Source organism: Catelliglobosispora koreensis DSM 44566, assembly GCF_000379685.1.
GTDB classification, from domain to species: domain Bacteria; phylum Actinomycetota; class Actinomycetes; order Mycobacteriales; family Micromonosporaceae; genus Catelliglobosispora; species Catelliglobosispora koreensis.
In genome coordinates this window covers 17165-33510 of sequence record NZ_KB903255.1, presented here as the reverse complement: position 1 = coordinate 33510, position 16346 = coordinate 17165, and the positions used below count along the sequence as shown (strand labels likewise).

The window sequence follows — 16346 nt, the reverse complement described above, 5'->3', positions numbered from 1 at the left end:
CCCCGTGCCCACTTATGTGACGTGCACGACTCCCCCAATCCTCAGGTCAGCAAGGCTATGACCGGCGTGCACGAGGTATTCGCCAGGCATGGTCTGCCAACCTTCAGCCCACTGCTGGAAGGTGCGTTTGGGCAGGTCAATGGTCACTGTGACGACGTCACCGGATTCACCTTCGGCGATGGCGAAGCCAGCGAGCCAGCGCTTCGGGCGTGCTGGCATTTGCTCACTCGGCTCGACATAGATCTGGATGACTTCCCGTCCAGGGCGGGTGCCGTCGTTACGGACAGTGACGCTGACGCTTTCCTCTGTGGCGACGAGGGTTTCGTAGACCCACTGGGTATAACCAAGCCCATGCCCGAAGGGATACAACGGCTCGACGGCCGCTGCGTCCCAGGCTTTATAACCAATGAACAATCCTTCCTGGTACGCGATGAGCCCGTCCGTGGTTTCGACATCCCAGACCGGAACGTCCTGCTCGGCACGGGGCCATGTCGTTGGCAATCGCCCACCGGGCTCGGCCCGGCCATAGAGCACGTCAGCCAAAGCGTTTCCGCCTTCCTGCCCTGGGAACCAGGCCAGCAAGACGGCAGCGGCTTCATCTGCCCACGGCAAGAGCACCGGCGCCCCCGCGTTGACGATGACGACAGTGCGCGGATTGGCCGCGATCACGCGGGAGACAAGCTCGTCCTGACGGCCAGGCAGGGCGAGGCTCGGCCGGTCGTAACCTTCGGACTCCACGTCTTCGGTCGTGCCGACGACCACCACGGCGACATCGGCGGCTGCCGCCGCCTCAATCGCCTGCTCCATAAGGTCTTCTGGCTGCGGCGGGACATGGCCCAGCTGGAAGTTGATGGCGGGAAAAGGCGACTCGGTCATGACGTCGTGGCTAAGCCGCACTTGTTGCGCGCCTTGGACGATGGCAGCGACGCGCTGCTCCGGCGGTTTGAGGAACCCGATCGGGTCGCTCATGTCGGGCCAGATCGTGTCGTCGAACAACACCTTGGAGTCGACGCTGAGCTTGAAGGCACCCAGCCCGCGCACGGAAAACGTATGCGTCCCAGGAGCATCGGACAGTGTCCCGGAAACCTCCACCCGGGCGAGGTTTTCCACCGGGAACTGGCCTATCCAGCGGATCGCGGCGGTTTCCAGCGGCTGGCTCAGCAGAACGGTCCGTTGCTCGTCAAAGCACGTCACCGTCAAGTCTGTCCAAAGCGGACCGGCGGCTGGCGGCAACGTCGCCCGCGGATCGGTCGCCAAGTGTGCTTTTTGCCCCAGCGCTGTTTCCAGCGTGGTGACATATTCCGGGTTCACCTCGGCGCTGCCGCCACCCATGATCCGCAGCTCGTGTGCCGGGACACCAATCAGGGCAACGGTTTGGGTCTCCTGGAGCGGTAACACGCCATCGTTGCTCGCCAAGACGAACGACCGCGCCGCGATCTCGCGGGCTGCTTGCCTGCCATCAATCTCGGTGACGTCGGCTGGTTTGGTGACCCGCTCGGCGAGCCGGATCACCCGGCGCACCTTGTCGTCGATGACCTCATCGGGAACCTGTGACGCGGCAAGCTCTTCGCCCCACGGGCTGAACAGCTGTGGCATGACGATGTCGAGCCCCGCTAGCGCGGTCTCCTCCGTCGACCGCGCCGCGGTCCAGTCGGAGACCACGATGCCATCAAATCCCCATTCCCCTTTGAGTACACCGCTGAGGAGCTCGCCGTGCTCGGTCATCGTCTTGCCATTGACCATGTTGTAGGCCGCCATGACAGCCCACACTCCAGATTGGACAGCCATCTCGAACGGGAGCAAATAGAGCTCGCGCAACGCCTGCTCGCTAACCTGCACGTTGGCGGTCATCCGGTCGGTCTCGGAGTCGTTGGCCACGAAGTGTTTCGCCGTCGCCGCGACACCCTGGCTCTGCACCCCATCGATGAACGCGTTGGCTATCAGCCCGGTCAGCAACGGATCCTCGGAATAACACTCGAAGTGCCGCCCGCCGCGTGGGCTGCGGTGCAGGTTGATGGTCGGGGCGAGCAGCACGTGCACGCCCTTTCGCCGGGCTTCGAGCCCGAGCACCAGGCCCGCCTTCCGCACCAGGTCAAGGTCCCACGTGGCGGCCAGCGCGGTGGGGCTAGGCAGCGCGATCGACTTCTCGGTCCAGCCGGTCCCCCGCACCCCGACTGGCCCATCCGACATCGTGAGCGACGGCAGCCCGATCTCCGGCACCTCGGGCAGCGTCCACATGTCCTGCCCTGACAGCATGCTTACCTTGGTCTCGCGATCCATACCGCTATCTTGAACTGGTGCTCATACGCCGGGAAACCCCTAACGACATTTCCGCTGTAGCCGCCGTGGTCACGGCGGCGTTCGCCAAGCCCGAGACAGCCGAGCCGATCGAGACCACTCTGCTCGGCTGGCTCAGGGAAGACGAGGGCTGGATCCCGGAACTGTCCTTTGTGGCCACTGATGGTCCCGGCATCGTGGGACACGTCGTGTGCACCCGCGGCTGGATCGACAGCACTCCCGCGCTCGGCCTCGGCCCGCTGGCCGTCCACCCCACACATCAGTCCCGTGGCGTCGGCCTGGCCCTCATGCACACCGTCCTAGGAGCGGCCGACGCCCTCGGTGAATCGATCGTCGCGCTGCTCGGCGACCCCGGTTACTACTCCCGCTTCGGTTTTCGGCCCGCGTCCAGTCTCGGCATCAATGCTCCCGACCCCGCGTGGGGCGACTACTTCCAGGCGCGCCCACTAGCCGTTTACGACGGTTCCCCGTCCGGCCCCTTCACCTATGCCGAACCCTTCTCCCGCATGTGAAGGAGGTGTGCGCTGACCGCCGCGGCCCAGAGCCACAGCAAGCCACCGCCCGCCAGCACAAGCCGGAAGTCGCTGGTGCCAAACCCAGTGCCTGCCACGACGAAGTACCCGGCTGCCGCGGCCCAGCTCAGCACCGCCCAGCCGGTCTTGCCCTGACGCCGGAACGCGCGAGCGAAGACGAAACAAGCGGCGATGAGAGACAGTCCCATGGCTGGAGCGGCGAAGGCGTGCATCCAGCTGTGCCAGCTCCACGTCGAGGGGTCAGGCACACCCATGGCCGCACCGGCTGGGAACCCGGAGGCTGGATCGGCCACAAAGACGCCGCCCCAGACGAGAGCAACTCCGTAGACCGCTATGAGAATCGGGCCCCAGGTGCCGGCTGGGCCGCCACGCAATGTTCTGCGGATCCCCACCGCCGAGGCGAGAACTAGTAACCCGGACACGATGAAATTCGTGATCTGAATCCAGCCGTTTTCCCCTAGTGACAACAGGCTCAGCGGCTGGGTCACGGGATCGACCCCGGCTCGCGTGGCCTGCTGAATGAGAATGGTCACCAGGAACAAGGGCCCGGCTAGGACGCCGGCGGTAAGCATGAGCCGCGTGGACGGGCGGGTGATCGCCGGGAGGGCGCCCGGCGAGGTGACGATGGTCGTTGTCATTGGTTCTCCGTAATCGAAGGAACTAGATGTCGCTGGCTTGGGTGAGCCAGGCGGTGAACAGCGCTGTGTCGATATCGTCGAGGCCGCGCAGCTTGACGCTTGCCATGGCACGGGAGCCCGGCTCCAGCCGGCCCGAACTGTCGGCGATTTCCTGGCCGTGCCAGAAGCCGAACGTCACATACTTCGGATAGGCCTTGAGATAGCAAATCGGATCCCGGCCAGGCTTTTCGCCACGTCCCCAAACCGGGTGCCCTTGAAAGAGCGCTGAGCTGCCGTCGCTAAACAAGCCATCGATCAGCTGTCGCAGCTTGTCAGCGATCTCGCGCAGCGGCTCCGGCTGCTGGGCAATGTATTCGGCAATCGTGGTGGGCTTTGCCATGGTTGTTAGCTCCCTCATCTAGGCATGGATAGAACTCATCGACGAGGCCTGCCTGTAGCAGCGATCGCGTCAGGGTGATGCCCCCGCATATGTGGATGTCCGCGCCCTGTTCCTCCTTGAGCAGGGCCAGCGCGGCGACAGTCTCGCTATCCAGGGAAGCCGAGTTGTCCCACTCGGCACTGTCCAAAGTGGTGGCTGGCAAGCCGGCCACGATCTTTCGCCGGCCTGAGCCGGGTGCTGAAGTGTTCGTCATTGATCTCGAGGATTCACCGAATGGAGGAGGTCAACAATCCAAGATCGAGTTACGTTCGTTTAGCGAGAGGAAACGACGGAGGCAGAATGCTTGAGCGGCACGAGATCGAGGCATTTCTGACCCTCGCCGAAGAACTCCACTTTGGGCGCACCGCGGATCGGCTAAGGGTCACCACCGGCCGGATCAGCCAGACCATCAAGAAACTCGAACGCCGTGTCGGGGCTCCCTTGTTTGAGCGCACGAGCCGCCAAGTGCAGCTCACACGGATCGGCAAGGCGCTCGCCGAAGATCTGGCGCCGCTGGTCTCCGGCATCGACGATGCGTTCCGCAAGGCGATCGACGCCGGGCGGGGCGTTAGCGGCGTACTGCGGATTGGTTTCGTCAGCGCCGGAGCGGGACAGCTGCTTCTCAGAGCGGTCAGCCTTTTCGGCTCACGGCACCCCGACTGCGAAGTCCACATCCACGAGGCTCAAATTCACGAAGCCGTCACCCGGCTGCGCAACGGCGACATGGATGTCCTGATCACAGATATTCTCTTCGCCGATCCAGAGTTAGATCTCGTGAGCGGCCCGGTTTTGCTTGCTGAGCCCCGTGTTCTGGTGGTGCCCGCCGCACACCCGCTCGCCAAACACGACTCGATGTCGCTCGAAGCACTGGCCGGCTATCCGATGATTCAGGTCAACCTGCCCGAAGAGTGGCGCCGCGACCGCATCCCTAGTCACACGCCAGGCGGCAAGCCGATCCAGCGCGGGCCAAGCGCCAACACGTTCGCCGAGATTCTCTCCCTTGTGGCGACAGGCAAAGGCGTGTTCCCGGCAGGTGCTCATGCCGCCCAGTACTACCCGCGGCCCGACATCACCTACGTTCCCTTGCACGACGCCGCACCTATCCGCTGGGGCCCGGTATGGGTGGGCACCAACACCACGGAACGCGTGCGCGCATTCGTCAAAGCGGCCTACGACGCCAGCCCCGGAACCCTGAGCCTGCACCCGCCCACGGCCTCCTAAAAGGCGATCATCTGCTCACGGATGTATTCGCTCCACCGTTCTGGCTCGTCGACGCGGTATTGCGTCACAGCCGCGATCGCTTTGCCCTGCCACTGGACTTCCAGTACTCGCCGGATCGCCTCATCGGCGGTGACACCGCCGAAGTCTTCGGGCTGCATCGTTGGCCTAGAGCAACTTTAGCCTTACAGCAGGAAGGTGCGGATGGCGGTGAGGACGGCGGTGGGGTTGTCGAGATGGGCGTCGTGGGCGGCGCAGGGGATGGTGATGACGGTGGCTTTGGCCGAAATGCGGCTGGCCACATAGGACGGTCTGCTCGATGCCCAGCCTACGTAACACAAACAGGGCGTCGTCGGCGTAGGCCTGGCGGGACATGTCGCCGAGAAGGCTGCCGCGCTGGTCGAGCAGGAGCACACGGTGCGTCTCGCGCAAAGGTGCGGCGATGGTTTCGAACTCGCCCGCGTGACCCGCGAGGCCAAGCAGCATAAGGATCGCCGGGCCGGAACCGCCGGAGTCGTGCACCACGAGAGGCTGACCGTCACGGGTCAGAGATCGCATATGTATTCCACCAACGGGGTCAGCGCACCGTTGAGGTCCTGCTCCTTCGACTGACCGGATTGCCGCCAGCCCTCACGCTCATAGAATCGCCGGGCACGGGCGTTTCCGGCCACGACCCACAGGCGGGCTTGCGCAAAACCCATGTCCCGCAAGGCATTCTTACCCGCGTTTAGCAGAGCCAGTCCAACGCCGCCGCCATGCCATCGCGGCAGCACGTGGATCGACATCAGCCAGCCGTCGGCGACGTGGCAAAAGCCGGCCGGGGTGCCGTCGTCCTCGGCGATGAACAGACCGCTGCCCGGCGTGAAGTTCTTCTGCCAGGACCGCAGAAAAACAGCCGGGTCGAGCGAGTCCAGGTTGTCCTGCGGGATGATGCCGCGGTACGCGTGCTGCCGGCTCTGAACGTGCAACCTGCTGACGAGATCGAGATCGTCAGCACCCCCGTGACGGACCGAGGTCATAATGGGCTGTCCCAATTCACGGGCATCGTCGTGGGTGTCCACTGTGGATCGGGACGAAAGTCGACCCACGTGCCATCGAAGGGAAACGCTCCCGCTTCGGCTAGCGCGATCATGCGCTCGCCTTCGGCGCGGATGGCGGCTACTTCGCTGGCTTCCCAGTACAACGGATGGCCTGTTCGTTCTTCGAATTCGTCCTCGTCCTTCCAGCGCCAGCTGCGATCGGGCGCGACCCAGACGTCGAGGGCCTGATCCTGGGCGTCAATCCCGCCTTCCCAGCGGCCGCGATTGAGTTCGAGGTTGACATACCAGCCTTCGAAATGCCCTGCGGCGTCAAAGAACCACCACACGGAATGGTTCGCGTCCTCGGGAGTGAAGACGAGAATGCCGCCGCCATGCCAAGTCGTGGGAATCAGCATGGTGGGAATCTTGTCGCGTTCGGCGACGGGCATCTTGCGGATCGGCTCACGGGCGAAAGTCGCCCGGCGCATCACCGCCGAACCCGCACTTGTCCAGGTCAGCAGCCCTCGGTCGTCATCGCTGATGACCCGGGCTGACTCAACGGCTGAAATGCGACTATCCCGGTATAAACACCGTCGTACCACCGTTTGGCCCACCGTAAAACGCACGCGGAGACCCTATCGTGTCCAGGCTGTGATGAGAGTGACCTACGCTCAGTACCCGACACAGTGCAGACTGTCAGCGTGAAACTGCCCCTGTCTGGTCTGCCGTTTCAGCGCAAGGTCGCGCTGCTGGCGATCATCGCGGTTGGCCTGCTAGCTGGCATCGTCTGGGTCTGGCCCGGCGCACAAAATGCCCTTTTCAACCCGGGAGCGGCACCCAACCCCCAACAGTCGCAGGAACCACCGTTTGAGGGCTGGTGGGATGCCCGCCGGGTCGGCGATCCCTATGGCACTAAGGTCGACGGACTGTTGACCTTCCGCGGCAACCCGACCCGGACGTTCTACGGCACCGGGCCGGTCCCCCGCACCAAACCGCAAGAGCTCTGGCGCTACCCCAAGGGCGGCGGAATGTGTGCGATCTCCTCCGATGAGAACGGGCCGCGCGAGTGGTGTGGCACGGGCTATACAGGTCAGCCCGCGGTTTTCGAGCGCGAGGGGCGCACGTGGGTGGTCTTCGGCGCCTATGACAAGGCAGTGCATTTCGTCGATGCCAAGACGGGGACGGACATCATCCCCAAGTTCGAGACCGGCGACATCATCAAGGGCACGGTGACGATCGATCCCGACGGATACCCGATCGTCTACACCGGATCGAGGGACAACTTCTTTCGTGCCATCGCTTTCGACGGCCCCAAGCCACGCGAGCTCTGGAAGATTTCCGCGACCGCCGTCAAGCCGACGCTATGGAACGACGACTGGGACGCCAGCGCCCTGATCCTCGACGATTACCTCTTCGAGGGTGGCGAAAACGGCCAGTTCCACATCGTCAAGCTCAACCGGGGCTACGGTTCCGACGGCAAGGTGAGCGTCAAACCCGAGCTGGTGTTCCACACGCCCAGCTGGGATGACCAGCTCCTCAAGGACACCAAGGACAACAACGTCTCGGTCGAGGGCGCCGTCACCGTGATCGGCAACGTCATCTACTTCGCCAACTCCGGCGGTCTGGTGCAGGGCTGGGACATCAGCGGCCTCAAGGAGGGCAAGAAGCCGGAACGGGTGTTCCGCTTCTGGACCGGCGACGACACCGATGGCGCGCTCGTCGCCGACGATCAGGGATTCCTTTACGTCGGCTCGGAATATGAGCGTCTGAACCAGACGTCCAAGAACAACGGCCAGATGATGAAACTCGACCCGCGTAAGCCGGACAACCCGCTGGTGTGGAAGGTCGACGAGCAATTTCGCGATGGGGAGAAGAAGGGCGGCATCTACGGATCGCCCGCGATCTACAAGGATCTCATCATCTGGGGCACCAACCGTGGCAAGATCTTCGGCATTGACCGTGAGACCGGCCAGAAGCGCTGGGAACTCGACATGGTGCGAGTGCACATGTCACCGGTCGTCGTCGACGGCGTGCTGCTGGCGGGCGACTGCCGCGGCGAATTCAGCGCCTGGGACATCAGCGACACCAAAGCGGCGCCGCAACAGCTGTGGCAGATGAAACCTGGCAGCTGCATCGAGTCCACGCCAGCGGTGTGGAAGGGCAACATCTACTTCGGCACACGCGGCGGAGGGTTCCACGCGTTTGGCATACGCTGATCTCCATGAAGATTGGGGTCCTGGGGACCGGTGCGGTGGGAAAGCGTCTTTCCAGCCGTTTTGCCGAGGTCGGGCACGAGGTAAGTGTCGGCACACGAGACGTTGCTGTGACGAGTGAGCGGGATAGCTGGTTCGCCGAGCACCCAGAGTTGGCTTTGCGCACGCACGCCGAAGCGGCCGCATTCGCCGACGTGGTCCTCAACGCGACCGCCGGGGACGTTTCGATCACGACACTTCACCTGGCTGGCGCTGACAATCTGGCCGGCAAGGTGCTCATCGACGTTTCTAACCCGCTCGACTTCTCCAACGGGTACCCACCGATGCTCTTTGTCAAAGACACCAGCTCCCTCGGCGAACAGATCCAGCGGGAGTTCCCCGAAGCCCGGGTCGTCAAGACGCTCAACACGGTCAACAACACCGTGATGGCCGAGCCGAAGCAACTGGGCGGTGGCGATCACACGATGTTCCTGTGCGGCAACGACGCCGAAGCCAAGACTGTCGTGACTGGACTGCTGGCCGAATTCGGATGGGAGGACATCATGGATCTCGGCGGCATCGAGATGGCACGGGGCATGGAGATGTACCTTGCGCTATGGGTCCGGCTCTATCCAGCCGTGAGCCACGGCAATTTCAACGTGAAGGTTGTGCGCTGATGGAGATGATTTTCCGGGCCGCCGGCTTCGCTGACTTGGACGCGAGAACCCTTTATGGCTTGCTGAAGCTGCGGACCGACGTGTTCGTGGTGGAGCAGCAATGCGCCTATCCGGAACTCGATGGACGAGACCTCGAGGAAGGTACGCGGCACCTGTGGTTTGAACGCGACCGCACACCCATCGCGTACTTGCGCATCCTCACCGATTACGAGGAAAACGGCCCGGTCGCCCGCATTGGCCGGGTGGTCACGGCGAAAGACGCCCGTGGGCTGGGCCTGGCAGGCAAGCTAATGGTGGCGGCGCTCGCCGCGTCGGGTGACCGGCCGATCGTGCTGGAGGCACAGTCCGAAGTGGCCGGTTTCTACGAACGGTATGGCTTCCACGCCACCGGCCCGGAATATCTGGACGATGGCATCCCGCACATCCCTATGCGCCGCGAGCTGCCTTCTTAGGCGGACGCGTCGAGGCGCGCACGACGAGTTCGGTGTCGAAGAGATATTCGTCTGCGGCGACTTCGCCACCGTCCACTTGAGTCACGAGCAAGGCGACGGCTGTCTGAGCCATGTCCCCGATCGGCTGGCGCACCGTGGTTAGCGGCGGGTCGGTGCACGCCATGAACATCGAGTCATCGAAACCGATCACTGATGCGTCTTCCGGGACGGATAGCCCCATGCGCCGCGCCCCGCGGATCGCACCGAGGGCCATGATGTCGCTGGCACAGATCAGCCCGGTCACACCTTGCTTGAACAACCGCGTGGCCGCCGCCTGCGCGCCCTCCATCGAGTAGAGCGTGCGGGCCAGGGGCAGATCCGGGAACTCGGCCGCCTTGCGCTGCGACGGCACGTGGTCGGCCGGCCCGAGCAACAGCCCGATCGACGTGTGCCCGAGCGAGGCGAGATGGTTGTGCGCCTGGCGGACCGCGATGCGGTCATCAGCGGACACGACCGGAAAGCCAAGCCCGTCGATCGCCGCGTTGACGAGAACGACTGGCAGGCCGCGTTCCTTGAGCCGGATGTAGTGCTCATGGTCGGCGTCGGCCTGGGCGTAGTTGCCGCCCGCGAAGATCACTCCGGAGACCTGTTGCTCTAGCAAGGTGTCGACGTATTGCGACTCCGAGACCCCGTCCTCGGTGCGGGTGCACAGCACCGGGGTGAACCCACGCTGGGCCAAAGCCCCGGCCACGACCTCTGCGAACGCGGGGAAGATCGGGTTCTGCAGTTCGGGCAGCACCAGCCCCACCAGGCGTGCCCGTTCTCCGCGCAGCTTGACCGGGCGCTCGTAGCCCAGCACATCGAGCGCGGTCAGCACTGCCGTCCGGGTCGCCTCTGAGATGCCCGGCTTGCCGTTAAGCACCCGGCTCACCGTCGCCTCGCTGACCCCGACGTACTTGGCTACCTCTGCGAGTCTCCTCGTCACGTCGCCTAGCTTAGATCCCTTCACAGGCTGGCGTGTCGAGGCCGGTGCTGTCGGCCACGGTGAGGGTGAAGGGTAAGGCGTCCTTACAGAGGTACACGCCGCCTTCGACGCGGCTCTTGGTGACCGTGGCCGCGCCCATCGACTGGACCTGGATGCCGACGGTGCCGGGAGCCTGGACGGTCAGCCGCTCAACGGTTACCTGCGACATTGACGAGCCGTAGAGGTGCAGACCGGAAAACGAGCTGTCCATTGTGGAGTTGCCGGAGAGGGTGATCGCACCGGTGATCGCGGAGTCTTTGCCGAAGAGGAAGAACGCACCAACATCAGCCTGAATGCCGGCGAACTTCGACCCGCCTCGTAGCACGGTGTTGTCCTTTAGCACCGTCGTCGCGCTCAACGGCACCGTTCCGCTGAACCGGTTGGCCACCTGCACGCCAGCTCCTTCGATGAGAATGTCGGCGATGATGTTGGCTTCCACGGTGTTGTCATGGCCGCCGTAGATGCCGATTCCGTTGGCGAGCAGTGGCAGCTGGACGGTGTTGAAGCGGAACGTGTTGTGGTGATTCGCGTTCTGGTCCGACCACATAGCCAAGCCGTCATCGCCCGTATTGCGAATGACGTTGTGCTCGACGACCGTTTCGCTGATGCCCTGGTGCAGATTCAGCCCGTCAGCGGTCGTGTCGAAGATTCTGTTGTTTCTGACTGTCAGCCCACTGAACGGGCCGTCGAGCCAGAGGCCGACCTTGGTGTGCTGGATGAACAGGTTCTCCACCACCGAACCTCCGCCCAGCGCGCCCCCGATGCCGTTGACCTGGGCGTGGTCGTCACGCTCGGTGACTTCACCGATAATGGCGAAGCCGCTCAAGTGCACGCCTTGGCTGTGGTCGCCATAAACGCCGACGCCAGCTCCCGTTAGCGTGCTGTGCCACCCGCCCGCGCCGCGCAGCTTGGTCCTGTTGGCGATCAGGTGCCGGGTCACCTTGAATGTGCCCGCTGGGATCCAGGCGTCACCAGTGCTCAGGGCTTGCTGGATAGCGTCGCTGGAGTCCTTCGCACCCGTGGGGTCGGCACCGAAGTCCACAATGGACGTTGAGCCTTCCGGCTTTTCGAGTGCTGCTGGCGCCATTTCAAAGTCGGCGAGGTCGATCGTGCACTCACAGCTCAGGGTCACTTTGCCGCCAGCAGCGACGGTTTGGCCGAGCAGACCGCGCACGTGATCGTAGAAGTGATGCGGCGAACCCTTCGACGGGTCGTTGCTGAACGGGAATCCGCCATAGTACCAAGCGTATTTGGCCGTCAGCTTGAGCTCGGTGTCGTTGACCTTGAGCACGCCTTCGGTTCCGTCAGGCACGCTGTAGCGAACCGTGACGGCATTCGCCGGCTGCACAAGCGTGAACGTCAGGCTGTCGCCTTTGGACAATGTCACGGCCATCCGCCCGGACGCTTCGCCCGCAAGGGTTTTAGCGGTCCGGTCGGGCCCGATGCGTTTGCCCGTGAAGTCAGCTGACTCCGCCTCATATTCCACGAACGGGACAGTCGCGCCACGCCCCTGTTGGGCGAAGGCAAGTTTCGCTGGCGGCTCCTGCGCCGCCGGTGGCGCGGTGCTCTCGCAGCCAGCCACCAACAGCAGGAGGACGACAAGGCTTCGTCTCATGACGGCACATTCGCTTTCAGAAACGCGGTCACCGCTGTTCCGGCTTCGAGGTCGACACTCGGCACCATCAGCGGGACACCGTGAATGCTTCCGGCGACAATCGTCAGCCGCCGGTCTTTGCTGCCTTTGCTTAGCTCATATAGCTCTTTGGCTTGCTCGGCATAGGTCCCGTCCAGTTCCGCGGCCACATAGAGCACCGGCACGGCCAGTTTCGCTGCCGCCTCCCGGGCGTCCATGCCCGCGAACGCAGCCGGCGCCGAAAGGCTGACGACCGCATTGACCGGCGGGTCCACTTTGGAGCCCGCGGTGACGACAGCTGTGCCGCCGCGTGACGCGCCCATGAGCACCACCGCCGAAACACCTTGCTGTCTCAGGAACATCACCGCCTCGGCCACATCGAGGTCGTTCTTCCGCGCGGTGAACGCCGACGACCCGGCACCATTGAAGTCAAACGCGAGCACCTTGTAGCCGCGCTCCGCGATGGCACGACCGTAGGGCAGCCAGTCACAAAGGGAACCTGGGGCCATGTGTGCGAGGATCAGGCCGGTCTTCCCCTCGCCGATGAGAGCACCGGCGAGCGCGTTCTCTTTGCCGAACCGCACTTGTTCGCTGTCTAGCACCGCGCCCGGGCAGTTCGCCCCCGGCGCTTTCGCCGTCACACTCGGCACTGCCACCGGCTTCGCCGTGCTACATCCGGCGAGTGCGGCAATCACCAGCACTGTCAGTGCCATCCGCATAACGGCCCCCGTTGGGTAAGGCCTGGCGCTGCTCCCCTCCGCTCGTGGGGAGCAGCGCCAGGGGTTTCAGTACGGGTCAGCGGTGCATCCACGCGCCGACCCGCCTGGCTTATGAGGCGTACACCTCGAATTCGGAAACCTGTCCCGCCGGCCAGCCCGTGTTCGCCGTGAAGCTCAGGCGAATGAACCGCTGACTGGTCTGCGAGAAGGTGATGGTGACGACGTTGCCAGCCGCCTGGCTAAACGTGTACTGCGCTGAGCCCTGCACGGTCGTGAACATGGAACCGGTGGCAGAACCCAGAATCGACAGGGTCTGGTTGCGGTCGCCCCAGTTGGTGGGCAGCTTGAGCACGACCCGGCCGACCGTGGTGCTGGCGCCGAGGTCGACCGTGATTGTCTGCGGCCACGCGTTGTTCAGGCTCTCCCAATAGGATCCCTGGTTGCCGTCGACAGCATTGCCCGAGCCGTAGTTCTGCACGTGACCGCTCTCAGTCGTCGGCCTGTTCAGCGCCAGGTTGGTGTTGGCGACCGTGCCGTTGCCCGACAGATTGACCGTGTGCGGGCTGCCCGACGCGTTGCTCGTGAAGCTCACCGTGCCGGACTTCGTGCCCGCCGACGTGGGTGTGAACGTGACCGCGACCGAACATGAGGCACCGGCGTTAAGCGTCGCGCCACAGGTGGTGGTGCGGGCGAAGTTGCCGGTGACGTTGATGGCACCGAGACTCGCCGCGCCATTACCGGTGTTGGTGACCGTGACGTTCTGCGGCGCGCTGGTCGTGTTCACGGCCTGGTTGCCGAAGGCGAGACTGCTCGCGCTCAGCGACAGCTGCGGGCCCACCGGCGGCTGGCCACCGGCGTAAACCTCGAACTCCGACACCTGTGCCGCGGGCCAGCCCGTGTTCCCGGTAAAGGTCAGGCGCACCTGCCGGCAACTCGTGGACGGGAAGCTAAGCGACACACTATTTCCGGTCGCCGGGTTGAAAGCGTGCCCGGCCGGGGCCACCACCTGGGAGTAGGTGGAACCGTTGGTGGAGCAGTGCACGGAGAACGTCTGCGTCCTCGGTCCCCACGCGGCGGGCGGCGGCAGCTTCACCACGGCCCGGTTGACGTTGTATGCCGCGAGGAGGTCAACCGTGATCGATTGTGGCCACGCGTTGTTCGCGCTCTCCCAATAGGTGCTGGCATCGCCATCGACAGCGTTCGCTGGCGAATACGGCCCATTCTGGCTGGTCGCACTGGCGGGTTTGCCCTGTGCGAGATTGCCCGCCGGGTCGAAACCGGTGCCACTCAGATTGACGATATGCGGATTGCCTTGCGCATCGCTGCCGATGCTCAGCTGTCCACTGCGCGTGCCGCTGACCGTCGGGGTGAACGTGACGCTGATGACGCATGAAGCGCCAGCGTTGAGCGTCGCGCCACACGTGGTCGTCCGGGCGAAGTCACCACTAGCGGCGATCCCGCTGATGTTGACCGCGGTGCTGCTCGGGTTCGTGACCGTCACCGTCTGGGCGGCACTGGTGGTGCCGATGTTCTGCGTGCCGAAGATGAGCGAACTCTGCGACAGCTGAAGCTGGCCCTGGCTGGGCGGATTCGAGGTCGGCGGAGTCGTTGGAGGCGTTGGGGTGCCCCAGTTTGGCGTGTGCCACGGTCCACAGTAGGGAGTGGAGTCGAACCAGCCCGAGTTACCGGAACCCTGCGTGATGGTGAACCCGGATCCCACGCAGTTATGGATCAGGTTGTCTGGCCCCTGAGCGATGTTCGTGGCCGTCACGTTGGTGAAAGTCGCCGCACCCGGTGACTGGATCTGCAGCGCATACGTTCCCGCGCCGTCGATACGCACGTTGGTGAAATTGACCGTCCGCGTCTGCCCTTCGATCCACATCAGCGCCGCATACGAACTGTCAAAGATGTCCGTGTCGGTGACATTGACCGTCGCGTTGATCGGCTCGTTGAGCCCGCTGAACCAGATCGCCCCTACCCCGAACTGCCAGTTGTAGTCACTGTTTCCATTGCGGACCAGGGTGTTTCGGGCCACCGTGGTCACGCCCTGCACCGCGGTCGGGCCGTTGACCCCCGGATAGCGGTTGGCGACGTGGATGCCACCGCCGTTGGTCAGCGAGTCAGCCGTGACGTTGTCGGTGATCTCGATGTCGCGGCCGCCATAAGTCACGATGTTGTTGGCGAGGATCACCTGAACGACCGTGTTGCGGTTGAACTTGTTGCGCTCATTGGGAACGCTCTGCGCCCACATGGCCAGGCCGTCGTCACCGGTGTTGCGTACGAAGGTGTTGGTGACAGCCGAATCCGTGACGCCAACGTGGAAGTTCACGCCGTCAGCGATCTGGTCCACGATCACCGAATCCCGGATGATCAGGTTGTCCATCGGGCCGTCCATCCAGGCCCCGCACTTGGTGTTCTCCATCCAGACCCGCTCGATGACCGAGTCGGTCATCGCCCCGCCGATCGCGTTGACCTGGAAGTCATCGTCACGCTCGCGGATGTCACCGATGATGGCGAAGTCCTTGAGGGTCACGTTGCGGGAAGGCCCACCGCCTTCGTGCGGGCGAATCTCACCGGTGTACCCGCCGCCGTTGACGTATTTGCCGTAGACGCCAACAGCCCGCTTGCGATCCGTGGGGTGCCGGCCTTTCAGCTCCGAATGCCACATGCCCGCGCCGCGCAGCGTGACCTGGTCCACGACAACGTGGTCCCACAGCGTGTATTTGCCCGCCGGGATATAGACCTCGCGGCCCTGGGCCTGACCAGCGTTCACGGCCGCCTGAAACTTCGCCGTCTGATCGGCGGTGCCGCCGGTGGGGTCGGCTCCGAAGTCGGCCACAACGTCAATCGCGTTGGTGGGCTTGGCGATCGGGCCAGCGACGTTTTCAAAGTCGGCGAGGTCTATGGTGAAGCTTGGCGACTGGGCCGTCGACGCGACCTGAAGCCGGATCTTCGTCCCGGTCGGGTAGGTCGTGCCGAAGAGCGTGCGCACCTGGTCATAGAAGTGGTGCGGATTTGTGTCACCAGGGTTGTTATTGAACGGGTAGCCGCCGTAATACCAGCCAAAGCGCGATGTCACGGGCACGCTCTTAAGCACGTTTCCGTTGACCCGCACATCGATCGCGGCGTCACGCCCCGCGCCACCGTTACCGTCCGGAATGGAGTAACGGAACGCCATCGCGTTGGCGGGAGCCGACAGGGTGAACTCGACGTATTCCCCGACCGCGTCCAGCGTGATCGCCTGGCGTCCCGAGGCTTCCGAGGCAAGCGTCGTGTAGTAGCGGTCCGGGCCAACCAGCGTGCCGTTCGTCGGCTGGTATTCGGCCTCGTGCTCCGCAAAGGGAACGGTGGCGCCACGGCCCGGGATATTCCAGTAGGACCGGGCGGGCACCCCGGCAGCCGTCGCCGGCGAAGCACTGACAAGAACTGCGGTCACGGTCACCGCCGCGGCTGCCAGAACGGCAGCCACCGCGGCGGTGATCCTTCTATTGCGGCCTTGCATCTTGCACAACCCTTCTTGGGGGGACGTAAGGGCTTGCTATGACT

Annotated in this window: 17 protein-coding genes; 5 read left to right on the top strand and 12 right to left on the bottom strand. The window is 64.1% G+C overall.

The features are described 5' to 3' along the window. Positions 1-12: 12 nt before the first annotated feature. Positions 13-2280 carry a beta-glucosidase family protein gene (locus tag A3E1_RS0116030; RefSeq protein ID WP_020521802.1) on the bottom strand — a complete coding sequence of 756 codons (2268 nt, stop codon included), beginning with the start codon at positions 2278-2280 and terminating at the stop codon, positions 13-15. A 17-nt stretch (positions 2281-2297) separates the two neighbouring features. Here A3E1_RS0116030 and A3E1_RS0116025 point away from each other — a divergent pair, with 17 nt between their 5' ends. Further along, positions 2298-2810, top strand: coding sequence for a GNAT family N-acetyltransferase (locus A3E1_RS0116025; protein WP_020521801.1), 513 nt, complete (start codon positions 2298-2300; stop codon positions 2808-2810). On the opposite strand, the gene A3E1_RS40525 is transcribed toward A3E1_RS0116025, so the two are convergent. From A3E1_RS40525 to A3E1_RS49160, 3 genes are read right to left on the bottom strand one after another with little or no spacing between them, the layout of a single operon-like run. Beyond that, positions 2783-3469, bottom strand: coding sequence for a DUF998 domain-containing protein (locus tag A3E1_RS40525; protein ID WP_020521800.1), 687 nt, complete (start codon positions 3467-3469; stop codon positions 2783-2785). The two genes, A3E1_RS0116025 and A3E1_RS40525, sit on opposite strands and share 28 nt — an antisense overlap. A 22-nt stretch (positions 3470-3491) precedes the next feature. Further along, on the bottom strand, positions 3492-3848 hold the full coding sequence (locus tag A3E1_RS0116015) for a DUF1801 domain-containing protein (RefSeq protein ID WP_020521799.1): 357 nt from the start codon (positions 3846-3848) through the stop codon (positions 3492-3494). Next, a complete protein-coding gene (locus tag A3E1_RS49160; protein WP_157631554.1) occupies positions 3781-4101 on the bottom strand; it encodes a dihydrofolate reductase family protein in 321 nt (106 codons plus the stop codon). Before A3E1_RS49160 ends, A3E1_RS0116015 begins: the two co-directional genes overlap by 68 nt. An 86-nt stretch (positions 4102-4187) precedes the next feature. On the opposite strand from A3E1_RS49160, the gene A3E1_RS0116010 reads away from it, so the two are divergent. Then, positions 4188-5108: a LysR family transcriptional regulator gene (locus tag A3E1_RS0116010; protein WP_020521798.1), complete on the top strand. Its 921-nt coding sequence runs from the start codon at positions 4188-4190 to the stop codon at positions 5106-5108. Here A3E1_RS0116010 and A3E1_RS47135 read toward each other — a convergent pair. The 4 genes from A3E1_RS47135 to A3E1_RS0115990 are packed head-to-tail and all read right to left on the bottom strand — an operon-like array spanning position 5105 to position 6750. Continuing rightward, positions 5105-5266: a hypothetical protein gene (locus A3E1_RS47135; protein WP_020521797.1), complete on the bottom strand. Its 162-nt coding sequence runs from the start codon at positions 5264-5266 to the stop codon at positions 5105-5107. The genes A3E1_RS0116010 and A3E1_RS47135 overlap by 4 nt on opposite strands. A gap of 7 nt (positions 5267-5273) precedes the next feature. Then, positions 5274-5663 (bottom strand): alpha/beta fold hydrolase, encoded by a 390-nt coding sequence (locus A3E1_RS47130; RefSeq protein WP_157631553.1) that lies wholly within the window; start codon positions 5661-5663, stop codon positions 5274-5276. Further along, on the bottom strand, positions 5651-6124 hold the full coding sequence (locus A3E1_RS0115995; protein ID WP_020521795.1) for a GNAT family N-acetyltransferase: 474 nt from the start codon (positions 6122-6124) through the stop codon (positions 5651-5653). Before A3E1_RS0115995 ends, A3E1_RS47130 begins: the two co-directional genes overlap by 13 nt. Beyond that, a complete protein-coding gene (locus A3E1_RS0115990) occupies positions 6121-6750 on the bottom strand; it encodes a DUF402 domain-containing protein (protein WP_026208491.1) in 630 nt (209 codons plus the stop codon). The genes A3E1_RS0115995 and A3E1_RS0115990 overlap by 4 nt, the downstream gene beginning before the upstream one ends. 75 nt (positions 6751-6825) lie before the next feature. Here A3E1_RS0115990 and A3E1_RS0115985 point away from each other — a divergent pair, with 75 nt between their 5' ends. From A3E1_RS0115985 to A3E1_RS0115975, 3 genes are read left to right on the top strand one after another with little or no spacing between them, the layout of a single operon-like run. Continuing rightward, positions 6826-8340, top strand: a complete 1515-nt coding sequence (locus A3E1_RS0115985) for an outer membrane protein assembly factor BamB family protein (protein WP_157631552.1) — start codon at positions 6826-6828, stop codon at positions 8338-8340. Between the two features lie 5 nt (positions 8341-8345). Further along, the gene (locus A3E1_RS0115980) at positions 8346-8993 is read left to right on the top strand and encodes an NADPH-dependent F420 reductase (RefSeq protein ID WP_020521792.1); all 648 of its coding nucleotides are present in this window, start codon (positions 8346-8348) and stop codon (positions 8991-8993) included. Next, positions 8993-9445, top strand: coding sequence for a GNAT family N-acetyltransferase (locus tag A3E1_RS0115975; RefSeq protein ID WP_020521791.1), 453 nt, complete (start codon positions 8993-8995; stop codon positions 9443-9445). The genes A3E1_RS0115980 and A3E1_RS0115975 overlap by 1 nt, the downstream gene beginning before the upstream one ends. Here the strand turns inward: A3E1_RS0115975 and A3E1_RS0115970 are convergent. The 4 genes from A3E1_RS0115970 to A3E1_RS40515 form a co-directional block, all read right to left on the bottom strand. Beyond that, a complete protein-coding gene (locus tag A3E1_RS0115970; RefSeq protein WP_026208490.1) occupies positions 9420-10409 on the bottom strand; it encodes a LacI family DNA-binding transcriptional regulator in 990 nt (329 codons plus the stop codon). The genes A3E1_RS0115975 and A3E1_RS0115970 overlap by 26 nt on opposite strands. A gap of 10 nt (positions 10410-10419) precedes the next feature. Continuing rightward, positions 10420-12063, bottom strand: a complete 1644-nt coding sequence (locus A3E1_RS40520; RefSeq protein WP_020521789.1) for a right-handed parallel beta-helix repeat-containing protein — start codon at positions 12061-12063, stop codon at positions 10420-10422. Beyond that, positions 12060-12800 (bottom strand): alpha/beta hydrolase family protein, encoded by a 741-nt coding sequence (locus tag A3E1_RS0115960; protein WP_026208489.1) that lies wholly within the window; start codon positions 12798-12800, stop codon positions 12060-12062. Before A3E1_RS0115960 ends, A3E1_RS40520 begins: the two co-directional genes overlap by 4 nt. Positions 12801-12909: 109 nt before the next feature. Then, a complete protein-coding gene (locus A3E1_RS40515) occupies positions 12910-16302 on the bottom strand; it encodes a discoidin domain-containing protein (RefSeq protein ID WP_063825134.1) in 3393 nt (1130 codons plus the stop codon). Positions 16303-16346: the final 44 nt, after the last annotated feature.